Origin of the sequence: Citrobacter sp. RHBSTW-00986, from assembly GCF_013783065.1 — a bacterium.
GTDB lineage: Bacteria > Pseudomonadota > Gammaproteobacteria > Enterobacterales > Enterobacteriaceae > Citrobacter > Citrobacter braakii.
Window position 1 is genome coordinate 444,822 of record NZ_CP056200.1, and the last position, 20,019, is coordinate 464,840.

At 52.2% G+C, this 20,019-nt stretch carries 23 protein-coding genes; 12 read left to right on the top strand and 11 right to left on the bottom strand.

The window, feature by feature from the left end:
- The first annotated feature begins 283 nt into the window (after window positions 1-283).
- Window positions 284-619, top strand: coding sequence for a hypothetical protein (locus HV345_RS02205; protein ID WP_023293261.1), 336 nt, complete (start codon window positions 284-286; stop codon window positions 617-619).
- A 47-nt stretch (window positions 620-666) separates the two neighbouring features.
- On the opposite strand, the gene HV345_RS02210 is transcribed toward HV345_RS02205, so the two are convergent.
- Window positions 667-1,179 (bottom strand): hypothetical protein, encoded by a 513-nt coding sequence (locus HV345_RS02210; protein ID WP_001547828.1) that lies wholly within the window; start codon window positions 1,177-1,179, stop codon window positions 667-669.
- Window positions 1,180-1,441: 262 nt separating this feature from the next.
- Here HV345_RS02210 and HV345_RS02215 point away from each other — a divergent pair, with 262 nt between their 5' ends.
- The 10 genes from HV345_RS02215 to HV345_RS02260 all read left to right on the top strand — a co-directional run bounded on the left by HV345_RS02215 (window position 1,442) and on the right by HV345_RS02260 (window position 8,261).
- Window positions 1,442-2,608 (top strand): phage major capsid protein, encoded by a 1,167-nt coding sequence (locus HV345_RS02215; protein WP_102016085.1) that lies wholly within the window; start codon window positions 1,442-1,444, stop codon window positions 2,606-2,608.
- A 51-nt stretch (window positions 2,609-2,659) separates the two neighbouring features.
- On the top strand, window positions 2,660-3,220 hold the full coding sequence (locus HV345_RS02220; RefSeq protein WP_102016086.1) for an HK97 family phage prohead protease: 561 nt from the start codon (window positions 2,660-2,662) through the stop codon (window positions 3,218-3,220).
- A gap of 1 nt (window position 3,221) precedes the next feature.
- Window positions 3,222-4,457, top strand: coding sequence for a phage portal protein (locus HV345_RS02225; RefSeq protein ID WP_142372518.1), 1,236 nt, complete (start codon window positions 3,222-3,224; stop codon window positions 4,455-4,457).
- Complete coding sequence (locus HV345_RS02230; RefSeq protein WP_071687081.1) at window positions 4,454-4,792, top strand: phage head closure protein; 339 nt, start codon at window positions 4,454-4,456, stop codon at window positions 4,790-4,792. Before HV345_RS02225 ends, HV345_RS02230 begins: the two co-directional genes overlap by 4 nt.
- The gene (locus HV345_RS02235; protein ID WP_071687082.1) at window positions 4,789-5,082 is read left to right on the top strand and encodes a head-tail connector protein; all 294 of its coding nucleotides are present in this window, start codon (window positions 4,789-4,791) and stop codon (window positions 5,080-5,082) included. Before HV345_RS02230 ends, HV345_RS02235 begins: the two co-directional genes overlap by 4 nt.
- Window positions 5,082-5,525 (top strand): HNH endonuclease signature motif containing protein, encoded by a 444-nt coding sequence (locus HV345_RS02240; protein ID WP_071687083.1) that lies wholly within the window; start codon window positions 5,082-5,084, stop codon window positions 5,523-5,525. Before HV345_RS02235 ends, HV345_RS02240 begins: the two co-directional genes overlap by 1 nt.
- A gap of 126 nt (window positions 5,526-5,651) precedes the next feature.
- Entirely contained in the window at window positions 5,652-5,843 is a 192-nt protein-coding gene (locus tag HV345_RS02245) for a terminase (protein ID WP_119940474.1), read from the top strand.
- Window positions 5,801-6,157 (top strand): phage terminase small subunit P27 family, encoded by a 357-nt coding sequence (locus tag HV345_RS02250; RefSeq protein WP_000113647.1) that lies wholly within the window; start codon window positions 5,801-5,803, stop codon window positions 6,155-6,157. The genes HV345_RS02245 and HV345_RS02250 overlap by 43 nt, the downstream gene beginning before the upstream one ends.
- Window positions 6,141-7,802 carry a terminase large subunit gene (locus HV345_RS02255; RefSeq protein ID WP_181636208.1) on the top strand — a complete coding sequence of 554 codons (1,662 nt, stop codon included), beginning with the start codon at window positions 6,141-6,143 and terminating at the stop codon, window positions 7,800-7,802. Before HV345_RS02250 ends, HV345_RS02255 begins: the two co-directional genes overlap by 17 nt.
- A 150-nt stretch (window positions 7,803-7,952) precedes the next feature.
- Window positions 7,953-8,261 (top strand): DUF3892 domain-containing protein, encoded by a 309-nt coding sequence (locus tag HV345_RS02260; RefSeq protein WP_001547818.1) that lies wholly within the window; start codon window positions 7,953-7,955, stop codon window positions 8,259-8,261.
- Between the two features lie 157 nt (window positions 8,262-8,418).
- Here the strand turns inward: HV345_RS02260 and fis are convergent, their stop codons facing one another.
- The 10 genes from fis to HV345_RS02310 form a co-directional block, all read right to left on the bottom strand.
- A complete protein-coding gene (gene fis / locus HV345_RS02265) occupies window positions 8,419-8,715 on the bottom strand; it encodes a DNA-binding transcriptional regulator Fis (RefSeq protein WP_000462905.1) in 297 nt (98 codons plus the stop codon).
- Between the two features lie 25 nt (window positions 8,716-8,740).
- Window positions 8,741-9,706 (bottom strand): tRNA dihydrouridine synthase DusB, encoded by a 966-nt coding sequence (gene dusB, locus HV345_RS02270; protein ID WP_003025224.1) that lies wholly within the window; start codon window positions 9,704-9,706, stop codon window positions 8,741-8,743.
- Between the two features lie 360 nt (window positions 9,707-10,066).
- Entirely contained in the window at window positions 10,067-10,948 is an 882-nt protein-coding gene (gene prmA / locus HV345_RS02275; protein WP_016154723.1) for a 50S ribosomal protein L11 methyltransferase, read from the bottom strand.
- A 12-nt stretch (window positions 10,949-10,960) separates the two neighbouring features.
- Window positions 10,961-12,412: a sodium/pantothenate symporter gene (gene panF / locus HV345_RS02280; RefSeq protein ID WP_016157593.1), complete on the bottom strand. Its 1,452-nt coding sequence runs from the start codon at window positions 12,410-12,412 to the stop codon at window positions 10,961-10,963.
- On the bottom strand, window positions 12,402-12,644 hold the full coding sequence (locus HV345_RS02285) for a YhdT family protein (protein WP_016154721.1): 243 nt from the start codon (window positions 12,642-12,644) through the stop codon (window positions 12,402-12,404). Before HV345_RS02285 ends, panF begins: the two co-directional genes overlap by 11 nt.
- Before the next feature lie 107 nt (window positions 12,645-12,751).
- Window positions 12,752-14,101 (bottom strand): acetyl-CoA carboxylase biotin carboxylase subunit, encoded by a 1,350-nt coding sequence (gene accC, locus HV345_RS02290; RefSeq protein WP_003828838.1) that lies wholly within the window; start codon window positions 14,099-14,101, stop codon window positions 12,752-12,754.
- Between the two features lie 10 nt (window positions 14,102-14,111).
- Entirely contained in the window at window positions 14,112-14,582 is a 471-nt protein-coding gene (gene accB, locus HV345_RS02295) for an acetyl-CoA carboxylase biotin carboxyl carrier protein (RefSeq protein WP_003025210.1), read from the bottom strand.
- Between the two features lie 392 nt (window positions 14,583-14,974).
- Window positions 14,975-15,574, bottom strand: a complete 600-nt coding sequence (gene msrQ, locus HV345_RS02300) for a protein-methionine-sulfoxide reductase heme-binding subunit MsrQ (protein WP_016157592.1) — start codon at window positions 15,572-15,574, stop codon at window positions 14,975-14,977.
- Entirely contained in the window at window positions 15,575-16,579 is a 1,005-nt protein-coding gene (msrP, locus tag HV345_RS02305; RefSeq protein ID WP_016157591.1) for a protein-methionine-sulfoxide reductase catalytic subunit MsrP, read from the bottom strand.
- A 119-nt stretch (window positions 16,580-16,698) separates the two neighbouring features.
- Window positions 16,699-17,673 (bottom strand): MDR family oxidoreductase, encoded by a 975-nt coding sequence (locus tag HV345_RS02310; RefSeq protein ID WP_047413938.1) that lies wholly within the window; start codon window positions 17,671-17,673, stop codon window positions 16,699-16,701.
- A gap of 225 nt (window positions 17,674-17,898) precedes the next feature.
- Here HV345_RS02310 and csrD point away from each other — a divergent pair, with 225 nt between their 5' ends.
- A complete protein-coding gene (gene csrD / locus HV345_RS02315; protein ID WP_016154717.1) occupies window positions 17,899-19,839 on the top strand; it encodes an RNase E specificity factor CsrD in 1,941 nt (646 codons plus the stop codon).
- The last annotated feature ends 180 nt before the right edge of the window (window positions 19,840-20,019 follow it).

Below are 20,019 nucleotides of genomic sequence, written 5' to 3' on the forward strand. Positions count from 1 at the left end.
TTCATGTGGCTGTTTTATATTGGTTTAATGTCAAAAAATGAACCAACACTGAACCAACAAATAGCAGTTTTGAACCAACAAACGGGCAGTTTGAACCAACATTTTAGAACCTCATGGACTGAACCAACATGAAAATACCCAATGTTGGTTCAAATCGGGGCTTTGTTGGTTCACTCAACGGGAAATAATCCTTATAAAACAATCATCTTTACAAATTGAACCAACTGAACTAACTGAACCAACATAGTTCTGTATATATACGTGAAAAATAAAGAGGTCATTAATGAAACTGATTGGCAAAGATAACGGGCATATGAGCGATCTTAAGTTTCTCTACAGCGCCGTTGATGAGCTTTCAAATAAAGATGAGATTACAGTGACGGATTTTCTGGCTCTGAGTGCGTTTGTCACTTCTGAAAAGCTTGATCTGGAATCGTACCAGTCTGGGCTGGAAGAAGGGGGGCAAGAGTTGTCGAAAGACGCCAGCGCTTACCTCGATCTTCTACAGAGGATGGCGGCTGATTTGTCGTACCCAACCTCTGGCCTTGAGAACGCTATCCATAGCGCACAATCAACGGCAAGCTGGGCTTTCTATCAGTGGGGGCTGGATAAAGAATAATCATCCAGCCATATAAGCTAAAGGCCTGGTTTTTCCCAGGCCATATTTTAAAGCAGACCTAATAGCGCAGAAGCGCCAGCGCCAACGATACTGGCAACGGTGCTATTTTCCAGTAACTGTTTCAACATTGATTTAGCCTGTGGATCGCCAGAGTTAGCCACTTTCTCGACAAGTTCAGTAATACTGATATTCACCAGCATATGATTACTTTCACCTATTTGAACTTGCTCACCACTGACGGAGCCAATATTAAAAGTATTCATACTCTTTGCTGTCCTGTGTGCGTTGGAAGAAAGATTCTCTACGGATAACGTAAGTAAGTGAGGATGCGTTGTACCCACGTTCAGCGTTCCATTCTTTGATATTGAAAGATCGACAACTTTAAGGCTTAACTCACGGCTTCCAATCTTCTGAATCAGAATATCGCCCAATTCAATTTGCGGTTCGTCAGTAAACGGGATATCTACCTGATTTTTTCCTGTGTTCCGGCTTCCTTTAAACTCCTCGCCGGAAATTAAAAAAATATCCGGGTATGCCATATCATCAAAATCGAAGTCCATAAAATCCCCCAGAAGTGGTTTTTTTTCCGTTCATATTATCAAACTTTGTAAATTATTTGTTCTCCTGTTTTCGCTGCTGTTTGCGACAACATAGAGCTGTTTACTCATTGATTATTATGTATATCTTGAAGAGTGGCACTCAGACGTGAGCCGCCACTGTCCACCTGGTTTTTTCCCGTTCTGCGACGGTTTCCTTTCCAGGTGGACATCCCTCCAAGCGCAGGTTTCACGTCTCAACATTAATTGTTACGGAAACCACTCCATGAAGAAATTACTTGAATTACGCCAGCAGAAAACCGCACTCAAAACCCAGATGCGTTCCATGCTGGAAAAAGCTGACAGCGAAAAGCGAAGCCTGAACGATGAAGAGGGAAAGCAGTTCGACGAACTCCGCGCCCGGGCTGATGCGCTTGAAGTTGAAATTACCCGCCTTGAGGCCGTCGCCGACGATCAGCGCAATTTGCCTGGTACTTCTGTTGAAGGTAAAGGTGTAAGCAACGATGAGCTGCGCCACTACATCATGACCGGCGATACCCGCTCTCTCTCCACGTTAGTGCAGGCTGACGGCGGCTATACCGTTATCCCTGAGCTGGACAAAGAGATCATGCGCCAGTTGCAGGATGACAGCGTTATGCGCTCCATCGCCACGGTGAAGACCACCAAAACCAACGAATACCAGAAGCTGGTGTCAGTGGGCGGCACTACCGTTAAGCGCGGCACCGAAGGCGAAGCGCGTACCGAAACCAGCACACCGAAGATGGAGCGCGTTGATATCAAACTCAACCCGATCTACGCCTACCCGAAAACCACTCAGGAAATTCTCGACTTCTCCGAAGTTGATATTCTGGGCTGGCTGTCTTCCGAAATTACCGACACCTTCACTGCTACCGAAGAAACCGACTTTGTGAACGGCGACGGTGATAAAAAATCCAAAGGGTTCCTGTCCTATCCGCGTGCGGCCACCAGCGATAAAACCCGTCCGTTCGGCACGCTGGAGAAGATGGAGGCTGCTGCCGTTTCCTCTGATGGTCTTATCGACCTGCTGTATAAGCTGAAAGCCAAATACCGCAAAAATGCCGTATGGGTGATGAACTCCAACACTGCCGCTACGCTGCAAAAGCTGAAAAACGGCAACGGGGATTACATCTGGCGTGATCGTCTCGTCGCTGACTCTCCCGATACCCTCCTTGGCCGTCCGGTTCAATACCTGGAAACCATGCCTGATGCGGCTGCGGGTGAAGCGTTCCTGGCAGTCGGCGACTTTAAGCGCGGTTACTTCATCGTGGATCACACCACTGGCGTGCGTACCCGCCCCGACAACATCACCGAACCTGGTTTCTACAAGGTGCACACCGATAAATACCTGGGCGGTGGTGTGGTGGACTCCAACGCCATCAAGGTGCTTGAGCTTTCCGGTTCCGGTTCCTGATCTGACGTTTAAGGGGCTTTGGCCCCTTTTTGCCCTCTGTGGAGTCCAACAATGAAAACAATCGATTTTGAAATCCGTACCTCCGAACTGAGCGCCAGCAACAAAAAGCTGGTGGGCTATGCCGTGCGCTGGAACAGCCTGTCAGAGGTGATCTGGGATGAGTTCCGCGAGCAGTTTGCGCCGGGGGCGTTTAAAGACAGCCTGGCATCCGGTAGCGATGTGCGTGCGCTGTACGAGCATAACTATACCCAGCTGCTGGGCCGCACTAAATCCGGCACGCTGGTGCTGTCAGAAGATGATACCGGGCTGCGCTTCGAGCTGACCCCGCCGAATACCCAGCTTGGCAACGATGTGCTGGAGCTGGTGGAGCGCGGGGATATCTCCGGCATGAGCTTTGGTTTCCGGGCGCTGAAAGAGGCGTGGGATATTGCTCAGTCTCCATACCTGCGCACTGTTACCGCTGCCGAACTGCGGGAGATTACCGTTACCTCTATGCCTGCTTATCCTGAGTCTGGCGTGGAAATCGCGCACCGTTCGCTTTTCTCCCAATATCCTGAACTGCGCTGGGCTGGCGATAACCGCCGCCGCTGGGCTGAATTAGCGGGGCTCTGATATGTGGAATATCTGGCCGTTTGGCCGTAAGTCTGAACCCTCTGAGCAGCGCAGCATGACCATTGATGAGTTTCTGGCGATGGCAGGGATTCCAAATACCGGATCAGGCGAGTATGTGTCTGCGGGTACTGCGGAATCTCTGCCGGCGGTCATGAACGCCGTGTCAGTTATCAGTGAGGCGGTGGCAACAATGCCCTGCTACCTCTACCGCGTGCGCAACGATAACGGGCGTGAGGCGCGAGAATGGCTGAGCAATCACCCGGTGGATTTTCTGCTGAACGAGCAGCCGAACGACTGCCAGACACCTTACCAGTTTAAACGCACGATGATGCGCCATTGTCTGCTGAATGGTAACGCCTATGCGGTGATCCAGTGGGGCCTCGACGGCCAGCCGCAATCCCTGCACCCGTATGCGCCGGGGGCGGTTGTTCCTGAGCGTATCGGCCAGCATAAGTACAAATACACCGTTACTGAGCCGTTTACCGGGGCTGTGCGCACCTACCTGCAGGAAGAGATTCTGCACCTGCGTTACTCGACCGATGATGGTTTTCTGGGGCGTTCGCCTATCACCGTCTGCCGTGAGGCGCTGGGGTTAGGTCTGGCCCAGCAGCGCCACGGTGCCAGCATTATGAAAGATGGCATGATGGCGGCTGGCGTGGTCACTACTGCTGAGTGGCTCGACAGCGTGAAGGGCAAACAGGCTCTGGACGCACTGGAGCGCTACAAAGGTGCCAGAAACGCCGGGAAAACGCCGATCCTTGAAGGTGGCATGGACTACAAGCAGCTTGGCATGAGCAATCAGGATGCCGAATGGCTGGCCTCCCGTCGCTTCACCATTGAAGACATTGCCCGCATGTTCAACGTGTCGCCTATCTTCCTGCAGGAATACAGCAATAGCACCTACAGCAACTTTAGCGAAGCGAGCCGCGCATTTCTCACCATGACCATGCGCCCGTGGCTGGCGAACTTCGAGCAACAAATCAAATCTGCGCTGCTGGTGGCCTCTCCGGTTCCGGGAACCCGCTATCAGGTGGAGTTTGACTCTGCTGACCTTCTCCGCGCTACGCCAACCGAACGTTACGCCACTTATGAGCGAGGCATTAAGAACGGGATCATGAACCCGAACGAAGCCCGTGAGCGTGAGGGGATGCCGCCGCGTGAAGGTGGTGACGAATTCAGCCAGGCATGGAAGCAGGAAGTGAAGATCAGCAAAGACGGCAAGGAAGGTGACGCATGAGAGCCGCGGGGCTGAGAAGCCGCGTCACTATTCGGGTATTCACTACCCACAGGGAGCCGTCCGGTCAGGTTGTTCAGGTCTGGGAAGACGGGGAAACCATTTGGGCTGAGGTTAAGGGGATCAGTGGCCGGGAATTAATGGCGTCAGGTGCCGAGGTTGTCGAAGCGACGATCCGCGTCTGGGTGCGTTTCCGCCGTGATATTACCGCAGCCAACCGTCTGAAAGTGCTTACTGGCCCGTTTGCTGGCAGCACTCTCAATATTATCGGGCCTCCTATTCCTGATTCGGAAGGTACCCGGCTGGAAATTCTCTGCAAGACAGGAACGGAAAAATGACAGCAGAAATCACCCTAGATGAAGCAAAGCTGCATTGCCGTATTGATGATGATTACGAAGATACGTTGTTACAGGCGTACATCGATGCGGCGCTGGAGGTCTGCCAGAAGCATATCGGCAAGCGATTTGATAACGGTCTGGAGTTCACCCCTGCTATCAAGATCGGCTGTCTGATGTACGTTTCTCAGTTGTACGAGTACCGCACGATGATCGGTGACACCGACGCCAAAGAGATACCGATGGCTGTCTCTGCGTTGTGGTCTGTCTACCGAGATGTGGGGGTGTACTGATGCCGTGGCAACCACTACGCCGGTGCACAGAGCCGGGATGCAATAAACGGGTGAAGTCTGGCAAGTGTGACGAGCATAAGCGGGAGGCGTGGCGGGCAGAGGATGCCAGACGCGGCCACCGCCGCGCGCGTGGTTACTCAGCCTCATGGGAGAAGTACCGCGCTCAGTACCTTAAGTGCTATCCGCTGTGCGTTGAGTGCCAGAAGCTGGGCCTCTACGTCCCTGCAAAGATTGTCGATCACATCATCCCTATCAATGGTGGTGATGACGTTCTGTTCTGGCCTGAGTGGAATCACCAGCCGTTATGCCAGGCGCATCATAACCAGAAGACCACACAGCAAGACCCAACCACCAAAGCGAAGCGCAAAGCAGGGCTGTACCGTGAGCAGGAAGATCGTGCAGCCCATCGCAATGACTGGATGTATGAGGCTGACAATGACTGAGCAGGAACAGCAGCGGCTGATTAGTGGGCTGATAAAGCAGCGCGAGGCATGGCAACCAGCCAGACAGAGAGCGCACACGAAGCCCGTAGCAAAGCGCATGAGCCAACGTGACCGGGAGCTTATGGAATGCTTCCGCAACCGCTGACAGGCGGCATGGGCGGGGTGGGGGAGGTTTTAAAGACAAACCCCCTGCTGCAAGGCACCGCCCGCCCCCTCAAATTTTTACGCACGGTGATTTTTTTGAAAATAAAACGCGATGGAAACGAGAAATTTTTATGGCAAGACCACCAAAACCGCCAGCTTACCTTGATGAGTTAGCCGCGCAGCAGTGGAAAGCGAAAGCGAAGCAACTGGCCGAGCGTGGCGATCTGACACCCGCCGACTGGAACAACCTTGAGCTTTTTTGCGTCAACTATTCGATGTACCGCAAAGCAGTGGAAGACCTTGCCAGCCGTGGGTTCAGCATTGTTAACAGCCAGGGGGGCGAGAGCAGAAATCCTGCACTGAGTGCAAAGGCCGATGCTGAAAAAATCATGATTAAAATGTCGTCGCTGCTGGGCTTTGATCCGGTAAGCCGCCGCCGTAACCCGGTAGAAACGGAAGAGGAGGACGAGCTTGACCGTCTGGAATGAGTACGCAAATGCGATAAAAACGGGCGAAATTCCGGCCTGTAAGCGCGTAAAACAGGCCGTGGAAAGGTACTTTTCAGACCTGAATGACCCCCGATATGAGTTCGATACGGCGACCGTAGAGCGGTTTATTGCGTTCTCGCGGCTCTGTCCTCACGTCAAAGGCCCGCTTCGGGGCCAGCCAATTGATCTGGAACCGTGGCAGCAGTTCGCCTTTGCTAACCTGCTGGGCTTTAAAGTCAGAGAGACAGGCCGCCGTAAGTACAGCAGCGCTTTTATTGAGGTGCCGCGCAAGAATGCCAAATCCACCGTGGCCGCCATGCTGGCTAACTGGTTTCTGGTAATGGAGAAGGGCCAGCAGGATATCTACACGGCGGCGGTGAGCCGGGATCAGGCCCGCATCGTGTTTGACGATGCCCGCCAGATGTGCCTGCTGTCAAAACCGCTGAAAAAGCGCATCAATATTCAGGCGCATAAGGTCATTTTCCCGAAGAGCAACAGCCTGTTAAAGCCGCTGGCGGCGAAAGCGGCCACCATTGAGGGAACTAACCCCAGCCTGGCGATTGTCGATGAATACCACCTTCACCCGGATAACGGCGTTTATTCCGCGCTTGAGCTGGGTATGGGCGCACGTCCTGAGGCGATTTTGTTCGCCATCACGACCGCCGGGAGTAACGTTGTCTCTGCCTGTAAACAGCATTATGACTACTGCTGCCAGATTCTGGCCGGGGAAGAGAGCAACGATTCGCTGTTTGTCCTGATCTACGAGCTGGACGACGAAAGCGAGGTTGAGCATCCGGAAATGTGGATCAAGGCTAACCCCAACCTGCATGTGTCCGTTGATGCGGCGAAACTGGAGTCCACCATCCAGAAAGCGCGGGGCATACCGTCGCAATGGGTGGAAATGCTGACCAAGCGTTTCAATATCTGGTGCCAGGGCTCCACGCCGTGGATGGGTGCCGGTGCATGGGATGCCTGTGCGCTCGACTATACCGAAGACGATCTGGCCGGAATGGAGTGCTACGCCGGGTTTGACCTGTCCTCTACCAGCGACATTACCAGCGTGAGCTACGCTTTCCCGTTCGACAGGGAGATCCGCTTGCTGACCCGTCATTATCTGCCAGAAGCGCAACTGCTTAACGTCGCCAACAAAAACCGCGCCATCTACCGCCAGTGGGTGAAAGCGGGCTGGATACGCACTACACCCGGCGACTGTATCGACTATGACCGCATCCGTGACGATATCCTGCGCGACGCTGAAACCTTCAATATCCGGCTGGTGGGATTCGATACGTGGAACGCCACGCACCTGCGCACCCAGCTACAGGGGGCGGGGCTTGATGTGGAGCCGTTCCCGCAAACCTATCTCAAGTTCAGTCCGGTAGCGAAATCCTTTGAGGTGTTCGTTAACCGTAAGGTAGTGCGCCATCGCGGCGATCCGGTTCTGGCCTGGGCGATTGGAAACGTGGTGATGGAGTCCGACGCTAACGCCAACATTAAGCCCAACAAAAAGAAATCCTCTAACAAGATAGACCCTGCGGTTTCTGCGCTTATGGCGTTCGGCACATTCCAGGCAGAGCACGAGGATTTTGCATTCGATATGAGCGACAGTCACAAAGAGCGACTGGCTTTATTTAATGGGATTTGAGCATAAAGCGTAAAGGCAGAATTATCTTGAGGTTATCAGGAATATAAAATTGCTCTAGATCACTACATTGCTGTCGTGGAATAGGAAGAGTCTGTTTTGTTGTTTATAAATGTATTGCAGGGCTTTTCCTGTTCAAACTTCTGGTGAAATATGACTGATAAATGGGCTGATTACCTTATTTCTAAAGTCCGATATAACGATAAACACACTCACATTACCCATGTGTATGTGCATGTCGATAATGGCGATACTGTTGGAGAAGGGACATCAGAAACACGGCAGTGGGTAGTGAATAAAATCGATAGCGGCTATACCTTTTACACCATTTTCAAAGGTGATGACGGTAAGTGGAAGAAAGGTCAAAAAGTGGTTAAGGACCGTGTCAACGGTACTGATTACATTACTACTAGACCTAATGGTACATCCAAGGATAACTTAGAAAACCTTCCTGAGTACTAAACACTTTGGTTACTAAAGGCATAAAGCATCAGAATTGTTCTGGTGCTTTTTTGTTTGTTCAGCCAAAGCTGTATAAACATCTGTATAAACAATAATAAAAAAGGCGCATCCCCATGCCGAGTAGCGCCTTTTTATTCAATAACATAGCTGAAATGTATCAGTTCATGCCGTATTTTTTCAGTTTTTTACGCAGCGTACCACGGTTGATGCCCATCATCAGGGCAGCACGGGTCTGGTTACCGCGGGTGTATTGCATCACCATGTCCAACAGGGGCTGTTCTACTTCAGCCAGTACCAGCTCATAGAGATCGTTAACATCCTGACCATTCAATTGAGCAAAATAGTTCTTCAGTGCCTGTTTAACCGAGTCACGCAGGGGCTTTTGAGTTACCTGATCCTGAGAGTTAACGGTAGAAACGGTCAGTACGTCAGAATTTACGCGTTGTTCGAACATAGTTCTGTCAGCTCTTTATTTCTGTTTACGCAAAATTTTCGAAGTATGCCTCCAACGCCGCCAGCTGTTCGCTGGAATCTTCAATGGCGTTGAATGTGCGCCGAAACTGGTCATCCGGAGCGTGTTCCTGGAGATACCAGGATACGTGTTTACGCGCAATTCGGTACCCTTTTGCCTGACCATAAAAGTCGTGCAGTTCCCGAACGTGCGCACAAAGCAAGCGCTTCACCTCTGCCAGAGGCAGCGGGGGCAGCAGCTCCCCAGTGTCCAGATAATGCTGGATTTCCCGAAAGATCCAGGGTCTTCCCTGAGCTGCACGTCCTATCATCAGGGCATCCGCCCCCGTATAGTCGAGTACAGCTCTGGCTTTATGCGGGTCAGTAATGTCGCCATTCGCGATAATCGGAATGGAAACTTTCTGCTTAACTGCCCGAATACTGTCGTACTCAGCATCTCCATTGAACAAACAGGCGCGGGTGCGTCCATGAATGGTCAGAGCCTGAATGCCACAGTCTTCAGCCAGTTGGGCAATCTCTACGCAGTTACGGTGTTCCGGAGCCCAGCCGGTGCGAATCTTGAGTGTGACAGGAACGTCCACTGCATTGACGACCTCGGTTAGTATTGATTTCACTAGATCCGGGTACTGCAAGAGGGCTGAACCTGCGAGCTTGCGATTCACTTTTTTAGCCGGACACCCCATATTGATATCAATAATCTGGGCGCCGCTTTCCACGTTAATACGTGCGGCATCGGCCATCTCAACAGGGTCGCTACCGGCAATTTGCACCGTGCGAATTCCTGGCTCATCAACGTGCACCATCCGTAAACGAGACTTGTCACTTTCCCAAACCTGCGGGTTAGAAGACATCATCTCGGATACCGTCAATCCTGCTCCCATCTCATAGCACAGCGTCCTGAATGGTCTGTCAGTGATGCCAGCCATAGGTGCTGCGATCAGGCGATTTCTGAGCTGGTATTGTCCGATGCGCATGAGTTAAGAAATGACCATACTGTGACTGCAAGGCGGCGTATATTACGCATTTTTCGCACGAGATGAAAGGCCAAACTTTGACCAATCCACTGAGGTGGATCAATGAATTGCTGGTTAAGTACACAGTTTCAAATTAAAATCTTTAATAATCAGTTTGATACGTGGTTGTGCTAATTTTTCATCCGTTTATAAATTCCGAAAACTTCTCTTTTTTTATTACGACCAGCCTCAGGTTATCAGGATAAAAAGCTGTTTTTGTGAGCAAATAGTGGCTTTGTAATGCGATCTCGCTCTCATTTCCGCAAATCCTTTTGCGAAAAAAAGAGCGATTATTGCGTTACCAACGGTAACGAGAGGGGATTATTTTTTCTGACCGGTAATGCGGCACCACTCTTCTTTCTCGATAACCGGATCGAGCGTAAAGAGTTCGGCATAGGCCTCACAGACGCTTTCCGCCTGGCTGGCAAGAATGCCAGAAAGCCCCAGTAAACCGCCCTCAACGGGCAGTACGCTGATTAACGGTGCCAGTTCACGTAATGGGCCTGCGAGGATGTTTGCGACCACCACGTCGGCTTTCATCGCCTCTGGCTGGTCTTTCGGCAGATAAAGCTCCAGACGCTCAGAAACGCCATTACGCTGGGCGTTATCACGGCTGGCCTGAATTGCTTGTGGATCGATGTCTACGCCGATGGCTTTTGCCGCACCCAGCTTCAGTGCCGCAATGGCAAGAATGCCGGAGCCGCAGCCGAAGTCGATGACGGTTTTGCCGTTTAGATCGAGACCGTCCAGCCATTGCAGGCATAGGGAAGTGGTGGGGTGAGTGCCGGTACCAAACGCCAGACCCGGGTCCAGCATCACGTTGACGGCATTCTCATCCGGGACATCGCGCCAGCTTGGGCAAATCCACAAACGTTCACCAAAGCGCATCGGGTGGAAGTTATCCATCCATTCGCGTTCCCAGTCTTTGTCTTCGAGCTGTTCGATTTTATGCGCGAAGCCTGCACCCAGCAGCGGATGCTGCTCCAGGATGGCAACCACTTCTTTCATGTCGGTTTCTGCATCGAACAAGCCGATAACGTCGGTATCTCCCCACAGGCGAGTCTCGCCCGGCAGAGGCTCAAATACCGGCGTATCATGCGTGTCCTGGAAAGTAATGGAAACGGAGCCCGCTTCCATCAGCGCATCGCTCAACTCTTCAGCGTTGGCACCGGTCGTGTTCAGTTTCAGTTGGATCCATGGCATGGCAAAACTCTTTTATTTATCAGTAGTCAATATGGCGGCTTGCGGGACGGCAGAACCGAAACGGTTGCCGATCAGGAAAGCCAGCAAGCTTATCAGTAACGAGGGCACAATCGGGTGGAAACCCAGGTACTGAATGTTAAATGTAGCGAGTACGGCATAAAGAACGCCGCCGATAATCATCGCGCTCAAAGCGCCCGCCGCGTTTGCACGCTCCCAGTACAGGCCCAGCACCAGCGGCCACAGGAAGACGGCTTCCAGCCCGCCAAACGCCAGCAGATTAAGCCAGATAATCATTTCTGGTGGTTTCCAGGCAGCCAGTAGCAGTAACGCGCCGAGCAACAGGGTAATCACTGCCGACATGCGCTTCAGCCGGGTTTCGTTTTTCAACTGTTCCGGACGCAGGTTCAGGTACAGATCCTTAATGATCGTAGCGGAACTTTGCAGCAATTGGGCATTGATCGTCGACATGATCGCGGCCATGGGGGCCGCGAGGAAGATCCCAGCAGCTACCGGCGGCAACACTTTGACCATCAGCGTAGGGATAACCAGATCCGGCACTGTTAGATCAGGGATCACCGCACGCCCCAACGCACCCGCCAGATGCATACCAAACATCAGGATCGCCACTACGATGGTGCCGATGATAATGCCGCGGTGTACAGCTTTGCTGTCTTTATAAGAGATGCAGCGTACTGCTGTATGCGGCAGCCCAATTACGCCAAAGCACACCAGTACCCAGAATGAGGTCATGAACGTGGGTGACAGAATGTCATCCGCGCCTTGCGGCGAGACCAGTTTAGGGTCGATAGTTTGCAGGGTTACCACCGCATTGCTGAGGCCACCGGCAGCATGAACGACGCCGACCAGCAGAACAATAGTACCAATCAGCATCACCATACCCTGCATGGTGTCGTTCAGTACGCTGGCGCGAAAACCGCCGAACGCCGTATACAATGCGATACTGACGCCAAAAATAAGCAAACCGGTTTCGTAAGGTATACCTGCAGCGGTTTCAAGCAAACGTGCGCCGCCAATAAACTGTACGGTCATTGCTCCGACAAACGCGACCAGCAGGCTAAGGCTTGCCAGCCACACAAGCAGGCGACTCTGGTAGCGGGCAAACAGCATATCGTTGAGGGTAACGGCATTATAACGGCGCGCCAGAATCGCGAATTTCTTACCAAGAATCCCCAGAGAAAGCCAAACGGCGGGCAACTGGATCATCGCCAGCAGCACCCATCCCAGCCCGTATTTGTAAGCGGCGCCAGGACCGCCAATAAACGAGCTGGCGCTAATGTAGGTTGCCGTTAGCGTCATGGCTAATACGACCCCGCCCATCGAGCGGCTGCCGAGGAAATATTCATTCAGGAAAGTGCCGGTCGATCTCTTACGCATGGCGTAAACGGAAAGACCGAAGACCACCAACAGATAGGCGACCAGCGGCAAAATAACTTCAAGCTGCATCGTCATCCTCCAACGGAATGTCGCGATAGATAAACTTCACCATCGCCCAGCACAGCACGATGAAAACCAGCGGCGTTAGCAGGCAAGCCATTTCGAACCAGTGTGGTAAGCCGGTAAAACCGAGCGTGGAATCTGGTAAGTAAGCGGCCACTAACCATGTAGCAAGATATAAAAGGGTCAGCCACAGCGCCCAGCGCGCCTCTTTATGGGCCTGAACAAAACGAGCGTCCATTTTTTGTCCCTTGTGGATAAAGAAAGCGGGGATTGTACCTTATGGCACGTGCGGGAGGGGAGAAAAACAAAAGGCCGGAATTTCCGGCCTTTTCAGTTAACGCACGCTTACTTTTCCTGAAGTCCGAGTTTTTTCTCCAGATAGTGGATATTGGTTCCACCGTGCTGGAAATGCTCGTCATTCATGATGCGGATCTGCAGATCAACGTTGGTTTTGATACCGTCGATGATCAGTTCCTGTAATGCGTTTTTCATACGGGCGATTGCTACGTCGCGGTTTTCGCCATAGCAGATCAGCTTACCGATCATTGAGTCATAGTACGGAGGTACGGTGTAGCCTGCGTAAATATGAGACTCCCAGCGCACACCAAAGCCACCCGGCGCGTGGAAACGCGTGATTTTACCCGGGCTTGGCAGGAAGGTGTTCGGGTCTTCGGCGTTGATACGGCATTCTACCGCATGGCCTTTAACCACAACTTCATCCTGCTTGATGGACAGCGGTTGTCCCGCAGCGATGCGCAGCTGCTCTTTGATCAGGTCAACGCCGGTGATCATTTCGGTTACCGGGTGTTCAACCTGAATACGGGTGTTCATTTCAATGAAGTAGAACTCGCCGTTTTCGAACAGGAACTCGAAAGTACCTGCCCCGCGATAGCCGATATCAACGCACGCTTTGGCGCAACGCTCGCCGATGTAGCGACGCAGTTCCGGAGTAATGCCCGGTGCTGGTGCTTCTTCGACGACTTTCTGGTGACGACGCTGCATGGAGCAGTCACGTTCTGCCAGATAAATCGCGTTACCCTGACCGTCTGCCAGCACCTGAATTTCGATGTGGCGTGGGTTTTCTAGGTACTTCTCCATGTAAACCATGTCGTTGTTGAAAGCCGCTTTCGCTTCCGCTTTGGTCATGGAGATGGATTGTGCCAGTTCGGCATCGCTGCGCACGACGCGCATACCGCGACCGCCGCCGCCGCCGGAGGCTTTGATAATAACCGGATAACCGATGCGTTTAGCATGAGCGCGGTTAGCGTCCATGTCGTCACCCAGCGGGCCGTCAGAGCCTGGGACTGTCGGTACGCCAGCTTTCTTCATCGCGGTAATTGCGGACACTTTATCGCCCATCAGGCGGATGGTGTCGGCTTTCGGGCCGATGAAGATAAAGCCGGAACGTTCTACCTGTTCAGCAAAGTTGGCATTCTCAGAGAGGAAGCCATAACCCGGGTGAATTGCCACTGCGCCGGTGATTTCAGCAGCGCTAATGATAGCCGGGATGTTCAGATAGCTTTTTACGGACGGAGCCGGACCAATACAGACCGTCTCATCCGCCAGCAATACGTGTTTTAAATCGCGATCCGCGCTTGAATGCACAGCGACAGTCTTGATGCCCAGCTCTTTACAGGCACGCAGAATACGCAGGGCGATCTCACCGCGGTTGGCGATAACAATTTTATCCAACATGTTCGCCTCGTTATTCGATGACGACCAGCGGCTCGTCAAATTCTACCGGTTGACCGCTTTCTACCAGAATCGCTTTCACTACGCCGGATTTGTCGGCTTCGATCTGGTTCATCATTTTCATGGCTTCAACGATGCACAGGGTATCGCCCGCATTCACTTTCTGGCCGATTTCGATGAACGCTTTCGCATCTGGGCTCGGGGTGCGGTAGAACGTACCAACCATTGGGGAGCGTACGATGTGACCACTGATTTCCGCTGCTGCCGGAGCTTCCATACTTGGAGAGGCAGTTTGTGCGACAGCGTTAGACAGAGCTGGCTGCTGCATCACTGGTGCAGCATAAGCCTGTTGCATCATTGGAAAACTTGCAGCTGGCGCCGCACGGCTGATGCGTACAGACTCTTCGCCTTCAGAAATTTCCAGTTCGGAGATGCCTGATTCTTCAACCAGCTCGATCAGTTTTTTAATCTTACGAATATCCATGAGTGGGTTCCGTACTCTTTGTTTAGTGAGATTGTGACAAGCGTTTTACCGCCGTCTGTATAGCATTTTTATAACAGTGAGTGACAAGATGCCACGCATCTCAGGCATTGCACTGGGTGCGGTTGCCATTAAGTGAGATTGCCAGACTTGTTAGTCATTGTGCGGCTATCTTCTGCCATTTTCGGGTAAAAGACAAAATATACCTTCAACATGCGAATGTCACCCTTTCAGCGCTCTAAAAACGCTACCGGGGATAGCAAAGTCGCACATTATAACTATTTCGTAGCAATTGGCAGCTAAATACTGGTCTTATCAGGGAAGATAATCAACCGTTAACATGTAAAGAAAATCGGATCGTCCACATTTTGTAACGCACTGCACATAACGTGAAACTACCGCCACCACTGGCGAAACTTCTTGTAACGGCAGGCTAACAACACCACAGCGAGTGCTGCATAAATAATCGGTTGAGGGGAGATAATTTTTACCGACCACAGATAATGTATGGGTGCCAGGATCGCCACAAGATAGACGAAGTTGTGCAAATACTGCCAATTTTTGCCCAGTTTTCGCTGAGCCGACTGGGTGGAGGTTAACGTGAGGGCGAATAATATGCCCCAACTGGCAATGCCCAGCATCAAATAAGGTCGCGTGATTAATTCCCGTCCTAACAGCGCCAGATTATGAATGCCCAGTTCCAGGAGTGCGTAGCTGGTTAAATGTAACGTTGCCCAGGCGAAACACCATAGCCCTAACAGGCGCCGTGTGCGTATCAATAATGGCTGTTTAGCGTAGCGCGCGAGGGGAGAGACCAGCAAGGTCGCCAGCAAGAATTTCAGAGCTGTCCTACCGGTAAAGTGCTGGATATCTTTGACTGGGTCTGCGCTCAGACCACCGTGATTCACCGCCCAAAATAGCCAGACAAACGGTAAAAAGCCGGCAAGATGCAGGCAAACTTTCAGTCCGGTAATGTGCTTTGCAGTCAGGCGCACTCAAAAATTCTCCTGCAGGTTAAGACCACGGTACAGCGAAGCGACCTCGTCGGCGTAACCGTTAAACAGCAGCGTGGGTTGGCGCTGAACGTCCAGAATACCGCCTGCGCCAATAAAACGCTCAGTGGCCTGGGACCAGCGCGGGTGATCGACATGCGGATTTACGTTGGCATAAAATCCATATTCATTGGGGGCGGCCAGATTCCAGGTTGTCGGGGGGCGTTCGCGGGTTAGTTTAATACTCACGATCGACTTAATGCCTTTAAATCCGTATTTCCACGGCACAATTAAGCGAATGGGCGCGCCATTTTGTGGGGGAAGAGCTTTTCCATAAACCCCCACGGTAAGGAGAGTGAGTGGATGCATAGCTTCATCCAGACGCAGTCCTTCAACATAGGGATACTTCAGCCCGCCGCCAATAAAGCGATCTTTTTGTCCTGGCATCTCATCCGGCGCGTAGATCGTTTCGAAGGCGACATATTTTGCGTTGCTGGTGGGTTCAACCTGCGCCAGCAGTTTATGTAACGGAAAACCAATCCACGGCACGACCATTGACCAGGCCTCCACACAGCGCATCCGGTAAATCCGTTCTTCCAGTGGGAAACGGGCGGTCAGCGCATCGTGATCGAGGGTGAGTGGTTTTGCCACCTCACCACTGATTTTTAACGTCCACGGATCGGTTTTCAGACTGCCGGCATTGGCTGCCGGATCCGCTTTATCGAGACCGAACTCATAGAAGTTGTTGTAGCCAGAAACTTTATCCGCCGGCGTTAAAGGAAGCGAATTTTGCCAGGCGGCGGGTTTACTGAAATCAAGCGGCTTACCCGCGGGCGCGGGCGGGCGGTCATTCCCCTTAAACCAGCTAAGAAGGTCAGCCTGCGCAGAGAGGGGGAAAGACAACGCGGCGGCGCTGATTCCTAATGCTTTCAGTACCTGGCGGCGTTGCATAAAAAAAGCCGACTCGTCAGTGACGTCGGCTTCTGTAAATGGACGTAATTTCTTCATAACAGACTCCCGGCTTACGCGTCATAACTGACAGGGGACGCGTAGTTAATATGGCAGGGAGTCTGTAGATATGCCGCGAAATTTCGTTAATTAAGTGTAAATTTCTGCGCCAGAGCTTGTTACTTCACCTTCACCAGCGTACGACCTTGCACCTGGTTATTGATGATGGCATCGGCAAACTTCGGCGCATCCGCCAGCGTAATCTCCGTGGCGGCCTGAGCATAGAAAGAGTCCGGCAGATCCTTAACCAGACGCGCCCAGGCTTCTGCCCGGCGTGCCGGCGGGGTCATCACCGAGTCCACCCCTTGCAAACGAACGTTACGCAGAATAAATGGCATCACCGTCGTCGGCAGAGCGAAACCGCCAGCCAGGCCGCAGGCGGCAACGCAGCCACCGTAGTTCATCTGTGCCAGGACTTTTGCCAGAACTTTGTCGCCAACGGTATCAACCGCACCAGCCCACAGCTGTTTTTCCAACGGGCGAGATTCAGCAAATTCATCGCGGCTAAGGATACGGTCAGCGCCCAGGCTCTTCAGGTAGTCGTGAGTGCTTTCGCGACCCGAAACCGCCGCAACCTGATAACCCAGCTTATGCAGTAACGCCACGGCCGTGCTGCCCACGCCGCCGCTGGCGCCGGTGACGACAATCTCACCGTCTTGCGGGCGAATACCTGCATCTTCAAGCGCCATGACGCACAGCATGGCGGTAAAGCCAGCGGTCCCGATGACCATGGCTTTACGTCCGTCCAGCCCTTGTGGCAGCGCAACCAGCCAGTCGCCTTTCACGCGTGCGCGTTCGGCCAGTCCACCCCAATGATTTTCACCCACGCCCCAGCCGGTCAGTAAAACTTCCTGACCGGCATGAAAACGGGGATCTTCGCTTGTGCGCACGGTACCGGCGAAATCGATACCAGGAATCATCGGAAAATTGCGAATGATTTTACCCTTGCCGGTGATAGCCAGGGCGTCTTTATAGTTCAGGCTTGACCAGTGGACATCCACCGTCACATCGCCTTCCGGTAGCTGATTTTCGTCGAGGGGTTGAACGGATGCGAGGGTTTTTCCGTCCTGCTGTTCTAAGATCAAAGCCTGCATAACCTGTCCTCAATTCGTATAGTGGATTGGAAAATTATTAATGAAGACTATACTCGCTAATCAAAACATGATGCCGATTCCGCGCAATAAATTGCCAGATATACCTAATTTGGTAGTATGCCCACACTGTTTGTATAAATGGACGGATTTTGCGTTCAGTTTTGCATTTTCGCGCCGCTTTATCACTTTCATGCCTGTTTCATAACTGTCGGAGTTAACACAAGGATGCGATTAACGACGAAATTTTCAGCTTTTGTGACGCTGCTTACAGGGTTAACGATCTTCGTAACTCTGATCGGCTGCTCGCTGAGTTTCTATAACGCGATTCAATATAAGTTCACCACCCGTGTTCAGGCGGTGGCGACGGCGATTGATACGCACCTTGTCTCCCGCGATGTCGTTGCGCTAACCCCGCAAATCGATGAACTGATGGTTTCGGTTGATATCGTGCGCGTCGAACTGCTTCAGGGCGAACACGTGGTGTATGATCACTCCCGAACCAGCAGCTACCGCCCGGCGGGGACGAACAATCTGTATCGTGATGTCACCGTCCCGTTGGTCAAACACCCGGGCATGTCGCTGCGTCTGGTTTATCAGGATCCAATGGGCAACTATTTCCATTCGCTGATGACTACCGCGCCGCTCACGTTGGCGATTGCTTTCATTATACTGATGCTCTTTTTGTCTGTGCGCTGGCTTCAGCGTCAGCTTTCAGGTCAAGAGTTGCTGGAGATTCGTTCAACGCGCATTCTTAACGGCGAACGTGGACCGAACGTGCGGGGGACTGTCTATGAATGGCCTGCGCGTACCAGTAGCGCGCTCGATATGCTGCTGACCGAAATTCAAAGTGCCCGCGAGCAACGTAGCCGACTGGATACGCTGATTCGTTCCTATGTGGCGCAGGATACAAAAACCGGGCTAAGCAACCGCCTGTTCTTTGATAACCAACTGGCAACGCTGCTGGAAGATCAGGAAAAAGTGGGATCGCATGGCGTCGTGATGATGGTACGCCTGCCGGACTTTACGCTGCTGCGCGATAGCTGGGGAATTACCCTTGCTGAAGAACAAATTTCAACGTTAATCAATTTGTTGTCGACTTTTATGACGCGCTATCCGGGCGCGTTGCTGGCGCGCTACCACCGTAGCGATTTTGCCATCCTGTTGCCACACCGCACGCTGAAAGAGGCGGAAAGTATTGCCGGGCAATTATTAAAAGCGGTAGATGCGCTTCCGGCTAATAAAATGATCGACCGTGCCGATATGGTTCATATTGGCATTTGTGTTTGCCGCAGCGGTCAGTCGACGGAACAAGTGATGGATCACGCCGAAGCCGCCACGAGGAACTCGGTATTGCAGGGTGGGAACAGTTGGTCGGTCTATGATGACTCACTACCGGAAAAAGGTCGGGGTAACGTACGCTGGCGAACGCTGATCGAACAGATGCTCAGCCGGGGTGGACCAAGAATTTATCAAAAGCCTGCGGTAACCCGTGAAGGACGGGTGCACCACCGGGAGCTGATGTGCCGTATTTTTGATGGCAGCGAAGAGGTTATTTCGGCGGAATATATGCCGATGGTCCTGCAGTTTGGCTTGGCAGAAGAATATGACCGTCTGCAAATCAGCCGTCTGATCTTACTGTTGGGCTACTGGCCGCAGGAAAACCTGGCGATGCAGACAACGGTTGAATCGCTAATTCGCCCACGTTTTCAGCGCTGGCTACGTGATACGCTGATGCAGTGCGAAAAATCATTACGCAAACGCATAATTATTGAACTTGCTGAGGCAGATGTCTGTCAACATATCAGCCGGTTACAGCCCGTCATCAGATTGATGAATGCGCTGGGGGTGCGAATTGCCGTTACGCAGGCGGGTTTAACGCTGGTGAGCACCAGTTGGATCAAAGAGCTTAACGTTGAGTTATTGAAGCTGCATCCAAGCCTGGTGAGGAATATTGATAAGCGAACCGAAAACCAGCTCCTGGTGCAAAGCCTGGTGGAGGCTTGTTCTGGAACACCAACGCAGGTTTACGCCACGGGCGTTCGTTCGCGTAGCGAGTGGCATACGCTGACGGAACGCGGAGTTGCGGGTGGGCAAGGGGATTTTTTTGCCGCATCACAGCCACTTGACACTAACGTGAAAAAATATTCGCAAAGATACTCGGTTTAACCTGCCGTTTAATTCGTTTTCACGTAGAATAACGCGCGCTGTGCCTTCTGGGGGTGTGCTTGTCTGCTCGCCAGGTTGTAACAGCAAACATGCAGGTGAATGACCTTTGACAGGTTGCAAACAAAAGCGAGGAGTGCTGCTGATTTATTCAGCCCTGATGGACTCAGGCCGATTTTGTAA

What these genes read in the sequence shown, in the direction of transcription:
- csrD (WP_016154717.1), top strand. Translation starts at nt 17,899, where the DNA reads ATGCGATTAACGACGAAATTTTCAGCTTTTGTGACGCTGCTTACAGGG.
- msrP (WP_016157591.1), bottom strand. Translation starts at nt 16,579, where the DNA reads ATGAAGAAATTACGTCCATTTACAGAAGCCGACGTCACTGACGAGTCG.
- accC (WP_003828838.1), bottom strand. Translation starts at nt 14,101, where the DNA reads ATGTTGGATAAAATTGTTATCGCCAACCGCGGTGAGATCGCCCTGCGT.
- HV345_RS02225 (WP_142372518.1), top strand. Translation starts at nt 3,222, where the DNA reads ATGTGGAATATCTGGCCGTTTGGCCGTAAGTCTGAACCCTCTGAGCAG.
- accB (WP_003025210.1), bottom strand. Translation starts at nt 14,582, where the DNA reads ATGGATATTCGTAAGATTAAAAAACTGATCGAGCTGGTTGAAGAATCA.
- prmA (WP_016154723.1), bottom strand. Translation starts at nt 10,948, where the DNA reads ATGCCATGGATCCAACTGAAACTGAACACGACCGGTGCCAACGCTGAA.
- HV345_RS02215 (WP_102016085.1), top strand. Translation starts at nt 1,442, where the DNA reads ATGAAGAAATTACTTGAATTACGCCAGCAGAAAACCGCACTCAAAACC.
- HV345_RS02210 (WP_001547828.1), bottom strand. Translation starts at nt 1,179, where the DNA reads ATGGACTTCGATTTTGATGATATGGCATACCCGGATATTTTTTTAATT.
- HV345_RS02250 (WP_000113647.1), top strand. Translation starts at nt 5,801, where the DNA reads ATGGCAAGACCACCAAAACCGCCAGCTTACCTTGATGAGTTAGCCGCG.
- HV345_RS02235 (WP_071687082.1), top strand. Translation starts at nt 4,789, where the DNA reads ATGACAGCAGAAATCACCCTAGATGAAGCAAAGCTGCATTGCCGTATT.
- panF (WP_016157593.1), bottom strand. Translation starts at nt 12,412, where the DNA reads ATGCAGCTTGAAGTTATTTTGCCGCTGGTCGCCTATCTGTTGGTGGTC.
- HV345_RS02310 (WP_047413938.1), bottom strand. Translation starts at nt 17,673, where the DNA reads ATGCAGGCTTTGATCTTAGAACAGCAGGACGGAAAAACCCTCGCATCC.
- HV345_RS02260 (WP_001547818.1), top strand. Translation starts at nt 7,953, where the DNA reads ATGACTGATAAATGGGCTGATTACCTTATTTCTAAAGTCCGATATAAC.
- HV345_RS02245 (WP_119940474.1), top strand. Translation starts at nt 5,652, where the DNA reads ATGCTTCCGCAACCGCTGACAGGCGGCATGGGCGGGGTGGGGGAGGTT.
- HV345_RS02285 (WP_016154721.1), bottom strand. Translation starts at nt 12,644, where the DNA reads ATGGACGCTCGTTTTGTTCAGGCCCATAAAGAGGCGCGCTGGGCGCTG.
- dusB (WP_003025224.1), bottom strand. Translation starts at nt 9,706, where the DNA reads ATGCGCATCGGACAATACCAGCTCAGAAATCGCCTGATCGCAGCACCT.
- HV345_RS02230 (WP_071687081.1), top strand. Translation starts at nt 4,454, where the DNA reads ATGAGAGCCGCGGGGCTGAGAAGCCGCGTCACTATTCGGGTATTCACT.
- HV345_RS02220 (WP_102016086.1), top strand. Translation starts at nt 2,660, where the DNA reads ATGAAAACAATCGATTTTGAAATCCGTACCTCCGAACTGAGCGCCAGC.
- HV345_RS02205 (WP_023293261.1), top strand. Translation starts at nt 284, where the DNA reads ATGAAACTGATTGGCAAAGATAACGGGCATATGAGCGATCTTAAGTTT.
- fis (WP_000462905.1), bottom strand. Translation starts at nt 8,715, where the DNA reads ATGTTCGAACAACGCGTAAATTCTGACGTACTGACCGTTTCTACCGTT.
- HV345_RS02240 (WP_071687083.1), top strand. Translation starts at nt 5,082, where the DNA reads ATGCCGTGGCAACCACTACGCCGGTGCACAGAGCCGGGATGCAATAAA.